Origin of the sequence: Streptomyces sp. A012304 (assembly GCF_026008495.1) — a bacterium.
Lineage (GTDB): Bacteria > Actinomycetota > Actinomycetes > Streptomycetales > Streptomycetaceae > Streptomyces.
In genome coordinates this window covers 61,082-67,632 of record NZ_BQUN01000037.1, presented here as the reverse complement: position 1 = coordinate 67,632, position 6,551 = coordinate 61,082, and the positions used below count along the sequence as shown (strand labels likewise).

Genomic DNA, 6,551 nt, shown 5'->3' with positions numbered 1-6,551 from the left:
GGTGAGCGGGGCTCCGCTGGAGGTCGGGCCTCCGCCTGTGGCGGGGGCTGCGCCCGTCAGCGGGTCCGTGCCGGTTGTGGGGTCTTCCCCGGGCGCGGGGACTTCGCCTGTGGTGGGGTCTTCGCCGGTCAGCGGGTCGGTGCCGGTCGCGGGGACTGCCGTGCCTTTGGCCTCTCCGGTTTCTCCCGCGCCTTCCGCGCCTCCTGTCGACGCCGTTCCCGCGCCCCGGGACGGGGGTGAGCGGCCCGGGCGGGTCTCCGTCACCGTGGCGGCCGCCGCGACGCCGGGGGAGGGCGGGCGTGGGCGGCGGCTGAGCTGCACCGTCGCGCTGGCGGTCGCCGGGGCCATGGCGGCGGTGACCGTGGGGTCGGTGTCCCTGTTCGGGCTGCTGCCCGGGGAGAAGGACGCCGGGAACGACGCCGCCGGGGAGGTGCCCTCCGCGACGTCGTCCCCCCAGGCCACCGGGACCGTACTGCCCGCCCGCTACCTCGGCACCTGGGAAGGGCCCGGCAGCGGACTCGACGGCAAACTGCCCATGGGCACCTTCCGGCTGACGGTCCGGCAGGCCGCCGTCGGCCAGGAACTGGGCCGCATGCGCCAGACCGACCTGCTCGGCGGGGTCTGCCTCGACATCCTCACCCTGAAGCAGGTCACGGCGAAGGAGGTCGTCGCCACGTCCGTCGGCGCCGAGACCAACCACGCGGGCTGCAACCCCAAGCCCCACACGATCCGGCTCACCCCGACCGGCGACGACCTCACCTACTCCTCGGACAGCCCGGCGGAGGGCAACCCGGTGGCCCGCATGGCGAAGGTCACGTAGCCGCCCGCTCGGACAGCACCGCGGCGGCCAGCCGCGCGATCCCCTGCGGGACGGCGGACAGGGGCCCCTCGCCCTCGTAGTACGGCACCGTCTGCCCCGGCAGCCGCAGCAGCAGCGTCGGGACGGTCCGCGGCTCGCCCACGGCGATGTCCTTGCACTCCGCGCACACCGGCAGCATCCGCCGGTGCGGGCCCTCCGCCGTGACCCGGACGTGGTGCCGGCCGACCGCCGGGCCGTGCAGCGGATTCACGGCGCAGCACGTGTCGTCGGCCTGCCCCGCGAGCACGGCACGGCCGGCCCGGGCGAGGACGGTGACCGCCACGAGGGCCGCCGGGTCCTGCGGCGCGGTGGCCGGATCGTCCAGCCGGCCGACGTCGCCGTCGACGAGCAGCAGCGCGGCGTCGAGGTACTCCCGCAGCCGGGGACCGGCGGCCGCCACGTCCACCCGCTGAGCCGTCAGCTGCCGGGTGAGCGTGACCAGTTCGCTGCGCGCGACCAGATGCAGATAGGTCATCGACGGCTCGCTGGGCGCCGTGTACGGCAGCAGTTCGGTCGGCAGCGGCTCCGGGTGGCGCCGCCGCAGGACCGCCCCGGCGATCCCGAGGCCGCCCGCGACGAGCGCGAGGAGCGCGCCCGCGCCGAGGGCGCCCAGCAGCAGGCCGGGCAGGAAGTCGCCGGAGAAGAGCGGGCGCAGGGTGGTCTCCGCGACCGGGTCCGGCGCGGGAGCGGGCGCGGAGGGCGTCTCCGGCTCGGCGGTGCGCGGGGAGTCGTCCAGGTACGTCATGAGCCGGTCGAGCCGCTCGCCCAGCAGGTGGTCATCGGCCTCGTCGGCCGCGTCGTCGCCGTACGCGATGGACTCCGGCAGGTCGTAGGCGAGGCGGTCGCCGTCCAGCCGGAGGCCGTGGTTGTACACGTCGATGAAGCCGCTGCCCGGGTCCACGACGACGTACACCCCGTTCTTGCCGAGCCGCTCCCGCACCGACGCGGCGAACAGGTCCGAGTCGCCGGCCGACTCGTCCTCGCTGGTCTGCGGGACGAGGGCGATGTACACGGGCCCGCCGCCGGCCGAACCGGCGAAGGCACGGACGCGCTCGCGCAGCGACTTCGCCCGGGCGTCGTCCAGCATGCGCGGGCTCTCCGGGTCCTGGTACACCGGGTCCTTCGCCAGTCCGGCCGCCACCCGCTCCACGCGCGCGGACAGGTCGGCGGCGGTCGGCGCGGGCGCGGCGCTCGACCGGGTCTGGTCGAAGAGGAGCGTGGCGGTGAGGGCGATCGCGCCGGCGGAGACGACGGCGAGCGCCGGAGCGAGATACCACCCGCCGCCCGATCGTGTCGCCACCCGCACGGTGAGCGGCAGACCCCGCCGCCACCGCCGCACGTACCAGGCGACCCCCAGCAGCGACAGCGGTACGGCGGTCAGCGCGATGCCCGTGACGAAGGACTGGTTCTCCCGGTCGGAGGGCCCGATGTACATCGCCGGCGGATCGTCGTCACCGCCGTACCGCGCGCGGGCCGCCTCCGCCCGCTCGGCGGCCTTCGCGGAACCCTGCGCGACGACCTCCGCGAACCGTTCCATGCTCCGCAACGGACCCGCGTCGTAGGGCAGTTCGTACGTCGCGACCGTCAGCGCGTCCTCGGCGGGCGCGCGCACCCCGAAGGCCGTGGCCTCCCGCACCGACACGTCGTCCACGATCACGTACAGCCCGTCCCGCTTCAGCCGGTCGTGCACGGCCGCGAGCAGCTCTCTGTCGTCGCCGCCGCTCGACCCCGGCAGCACCATCACATACGTCGGCACCCCGGTCCGCCGGGCGAGCGCCGCGAACTCGGGGGCGGTGGAACGGGGCACCGCGCGGGGCAGCTGGTCGGTGATGTACACGGGGTTCTCGCGCAGCCGCTCGGCGAGGCGGGCGGCCTGCTCGGCCACGTCGCTTCGGGGCTGGGCCTGGGCGGGGGCGGCGGCGAGGAGGGCGGCGAGGGTGAGGAAGAGGGGGAGGAGGGGGGCGAGGAGCGTGCGTATGGGGTGTGCGGGCCTGTGGCTCACGCGGTGCCCCGCTCCTCGTCGAGCAACCGGCGCAGCACGGGCGAGAGTTCCGGTGCGGGGGCGCCGGAGGCCTGGGCGTGGGTGACGGCGTGGACGTAGGCGAGTGCCTCACCGCGCAGGCGGCGCTTCTCCTTGCCCTGACGGTGGCCGGCCAGCCAGATCCCGAACGCGAGCGGGATGAGGAGGAGGGCGGCGAGGCCGGCGGGCTGCTCCTCGCGCCAGGCGTAGCCCGCGCCGATCGCGCCGGCGAACAGCAGCAGCCAGCCGACCTCGTCGTGCCAGCCGCCCGCGTCGGCCATCCGCTCGTACGCTTCGACGGCTTGGGGCTTCGGGGGCAGGGGGACCTGGGCGGGGGCCGGGGCGGAGGTGGGGGTGGAAGTGGGGGCGGAGGTGGCGGTGGTCATGGCGGGCGCCGGGGCGGCCGTCGTCACGGGCGGGGACGTCGGCACCGGCACCGCTCCCTTCCCGGTACCGCCGTACGACTTGCCCTCCAGCCAGGCCGGGATGTGCGTCACGGGCAGGCCGTGCGCGCGGGCCACGCCGAGGACCTCGCGGTAGCCGACGAGCGTGCGGTGCGTCAGTTCGCGCTTCCAGCGCTGGCGCAGGGTGGTGAGGGCGGCGACGGCGATCACCAGGAGCGGGCCGGCGGGCGCGTAGGAGACGGGGAGTTCGGCGGCGAGGGAAGGCACCATGTGCACCGCGAACGGCCAGATGATCCCCGCCGTCAGGGCGAGACCGCCCACCCAGGCGGGCCAGCCGCGCTGGGTCGCCTCCACCGCCGCCCGGCGCTCCGCGAGCAGCTCGCCCACCGCCGCGTCGTCCGTGTAGTCCACGCCGTGGCGGGCGCCGATGGTCCGCACCGCCGCCAGCACCCGCGCGTCGGACTCCAACGTCGCCCTGCTCACCGGAAGCAGCGCCAACTCGATCCCTCCCCGTTCCCCGTCGGACCTTCCTGCGTCGGGCCCTCTTCGGCCACTTGGGGATCATGGCATGGCGCTTTTCGAGGCCTCGCAGGGTCCGAGTGAGTGAACTGTGGAGTTTTCGTGCTCCGGGAGCCCCTGAGTGACACCCCGGAGGTGACCCTGACCGTCCTCCGGTGTCGTCCCTGTGCCTTCCCTGATTCCCGTACGCGGCGGTTGTGGCACGCCCGGACGGCCTGTCAGGTTCGACGCGGGGCCGTGCTCGATCTTGCGGACCGGTCTGGCGGCCGGGCTTGCGGGGCCGGTCTCGAAAGCCGGTCTCGGTAGCCGTTTTTGCGGGCCGGTCTCGGAAGCCGATCGTGGAAGGGACTTCATGCAGCCGCTCCTCAAGGCGCTCACCACCGTGGCGCTCGCCGCCGGGTTACTCGTCGGGGCGTCACCGCCGGGCTCGGCGGGCGACGCCCCGACGCGCCGCACCATCGACTGGAAACCGTGTGCTCAGGACGCCTCCGCGGAGTGCGGGACCCTCCGGCTGCCCGTGGACCGGTCGCGCCCGTCGGGGGAGACGTTCGACCTCGCGGTGGCCCGGCTCGCGGCGGCCGATCCGGCGCGCAGGGTCGGCGTGCTGCTGGTCAACCCGGGCGGGCCGGGCGACTCCGGCGTGAACTTCGCGATAGCGCGGGCCAGGAGCCAGTTCAGCGCGGACATCCTGGAGCGGTTCGACATCGTCGGCTTCGACCCTCGCGGGGTCGGTGCCAGCCGGCCGGTGACCTGCTCGAAGGAGCTGCTGGCCCGGGAGCCGTCGCCGTACCCCCGCGACCAGGCGGAGTTCGAGCGGCTGGCCGCCTACAACCGCGAGCTGAGCGAGGACTGCCGGCGCCGCACCGGCCCGATCTTCGACCACGCGGACACCCGCAACGTCGTCCACGACATGGACGCCCTGCGCAGGGCACTCGGCGAGGAGAAGATCAACTACTTCGGGCACTCCTACGGCACCCTGATCGGCCAGCAGTACGCGGAGCTCTACGGCGACCGCATCCGCGCCATGGCCCTCACGGCGAACGTCGACCACAGCCTCGGCGCCCGGCAGTTCCTCGTCTCCTCGGCGGCCTCCGCGGAGGACTCGTTCCACCAGTTCGTACGGTGGTGCGACCGCACCCCCTCCTGCGCCCTGCACGGCAGGGACGTCACCGCCGTCTGGGACGGAGTGCTCGCCAAGGCGGACCGCGGGGAGATACGGGATCCGGAGAAACCCGGCCGTCTTCTCACCGCGCACGACATCTCCCTGTACGCGTTCAAGGCGTTCTACGGCCCGGACTGGGACAGGGTGGCCAAGTACGTGGCGGGACTGGACGCACAGAGAGCCGCGTCGGGCACGCCGGCGTCCTCGGTCCTGCCGAGTGGGGTCGCGGCGGAGGAGACGGAGGTCCGGCCGTTCCACGCCGTCTTCTGCCAGGACTGGAACATCCGCCCGAAGAACTACCGGGAGTACGCCCGCCTGACCGCCGCCGAACTACGAGCCGCACCGCACATGCGCGGCGCGCCCAGGGTCCACCTCGCCGTGGCCGGCTGCGTCGGCCGGCCCGACGAGGTGAACAACCCGCAGCACCGGCTCCGCGTCACCGAGGCCCCCACCATCCTCATGCTGCACTCCCGGCACGATCCGGCGAACCACTTCTCCTGGGCGGCCCGCATCCACCGCCAGACCCGCGACACCACCGTGCTGCTCCCGTACGAGGGCGCGGGCCACCGGGTCTACGACCGCACCGACTGCACCCGCGACGCCGTGGACACCTACCTCACGGAACTGAACACACCGAGAAAGGGCGCCAGTTGCGCGGCGGCGGAGGAGCCGTAGGCTCGACGGACCCATGAACACCATCCTGTCGAATCCGGTCCTCTCGACCCCGGTCTTGTCGAACCCGGTCCTGTCGAGTGACGTGCTGCCGGTCGCCGTCGCCGCCGTGTGGGGTGCGATGGCGGGAGCGCTGCTGCCCCGGGCCGCGTACCGGTTCGCGGTGCCGGACGAAGACGAGGGGGCGGAGCGGGCGCAGGCGGCGGAGACAGCGCAGACGGCCGAGGGGGCCGAGGGGGCGGCCGGTGAGGGCCCGGGGTGGCGGGGGAGCTGCCCGAGCGGGCACCCCCTGCGCGGCTGGCTCGGCCGCGCCCGCTGCCCGGCCTGCGCCGCGCCGTACGGTCCGGCCACCCCCCTGCTGCCCGCGCTCACCGCCCTCGTCTGCGCCACCCTCGCCCTCGCCACCGGCACCCGGCCCGAACTCGCCGTCTGGCTGCTGCTCGCGCCGGTCGGGGTGCTGCTCGCGGCCGTCGACCTGCGGGTGCGGCGGCTGCCCGACCCGCTCACCCTGCCGCTCGCCGCCGGTGCCCTGGCCCTGCTGGGCCTGGCCGCGCTGCTGCCCGAGCACGCCGGGACCTGGACGACGGCCCTGCTGGGCTGCCTCGCCCTCGGTGTCGGCTACCTCGTGCTGCACCTCGTCAACCCGGCGGGCATGGGCTTCGGCGACGTGAAGCTGGCGCTGGGCGCGGGTGCCGTCCTCGGCTGGTACGGCTGGCCCACCGTGATGCTGGGGACGTTCGCCGGGTTCCTGCTCGGCGCGCTGTACGGGGGCGCGCTCGTCGTCGCTGGCCGCGCCGGACGGCGTACCGGCATCGCGTTCGGGCCGTTCCTGATCGCGGGGGCGTTCCTCGGGCTGCTGATCGGCGCGTACACGGCCTGAGGTCCTGGTCCGGAAGGGGCTGGCGTAGGCTGGTT

Annotated in this window: 5 protein-coding genes; 3 read left to right on the top strand and 2 right to left on the bottom strand. The window is 74.7% G+C overall.

Going from position 1 to position 6,551, the window contains the following annotated elements; genetic code table 11:
* The first annotated feature begins 265 nt into the window (after nucleotides 1–265).
* Nucleotides 266–820 carry a hypothetical protein gene (locus ALMP_RS08560; protein WP_375803459.1) on the top strand — a complete coding sequence of 185 codons (555 nt, stop codon included), beginning with the start codon at nucleotides 266–268 and terminating at the stop codon, nucleotides 818–820.
* Here ALMP_RS08560 and ALMP_RS08555 read toward each other — a convergent pair.
* On the bottom strand, nucleotides 813–2,861 hold the full coding sequence (locus ALMP_RS08555; RefSeq protein WP_264925655.1) for a hypothetical protein: 2,049 nt from the start codon (nucleotides 2,859–2,861) through the stop codon (nucleotides 813–815). The genes ALMP_RS08560 and ALMP_RS08555 overlap by 8 nt on opposite strands.
* Complete coding sequence (locus tag ALMP_RS08550) at nucleotides 2,858–3,781, bottom strand: hypothetical protein (protein WP_264925654.1); 924 nt, start codon at nucleotides 3,779–3,781, stop codon at nucleotides 2,858–2,860. The genes ALMP_RS08555 and ALMP_RS08550 overlap by 4 nt, the downstream gene beginning before the upstream one ends.
* A gap of 373 nt (nucleotides 3,782–4,154) precedes the next feature.
* On the opposite strand from ALMP_RS08550, the gene ALMP_RS08545 reads away from it, so the two are divergent.
* Both ALMP_RS08545 and ALMP_RS08540 read left to right on the top strand, forming a co-directional pair.
* Nucleotides 4,155–5,639, top strand: a complete 1,485-nt coding sequence (locus ALMP_RS08545; protein WP_264925653.1) for an alpha/beta hydrolase — start codon at nucleotides 4,155–4,157, stop codon at nucleotides 5,637–5,639.
* A 118-nt stretch (nucleotides 5,640–5,757) separates the two neighbouring features.
* Entirely contained in the window at nucleotides 5,758–6,516 is a 759-nt protein-coding gene (locus ALMP_RS08540) for an A24 family peptidase (RefSeq protein WP_264925662.1), read from the top strand.
* Nucleotides 6,517–6,551: the final 35 nt, after the last annotated feature.

What these genes read in the sequence shown, in the direction of transcription:
- ALMP_RS08540 (WP_264925662.1), top strand. Translation starts at nt 5,758, where the DNA reads ATGGCGGGAGCGCTGCTGCCCCGGGCCGCGTACCGGTTCGCGGTGCCG.
- ALMP_RS08545 (WP_264925653.1), top strand. Translation starts at nt 4,155, where the DNA reads ATGCAGCCGCTCCTCAAGGCGCTCACCACCGTGGCGCTCGCCGCCGGG.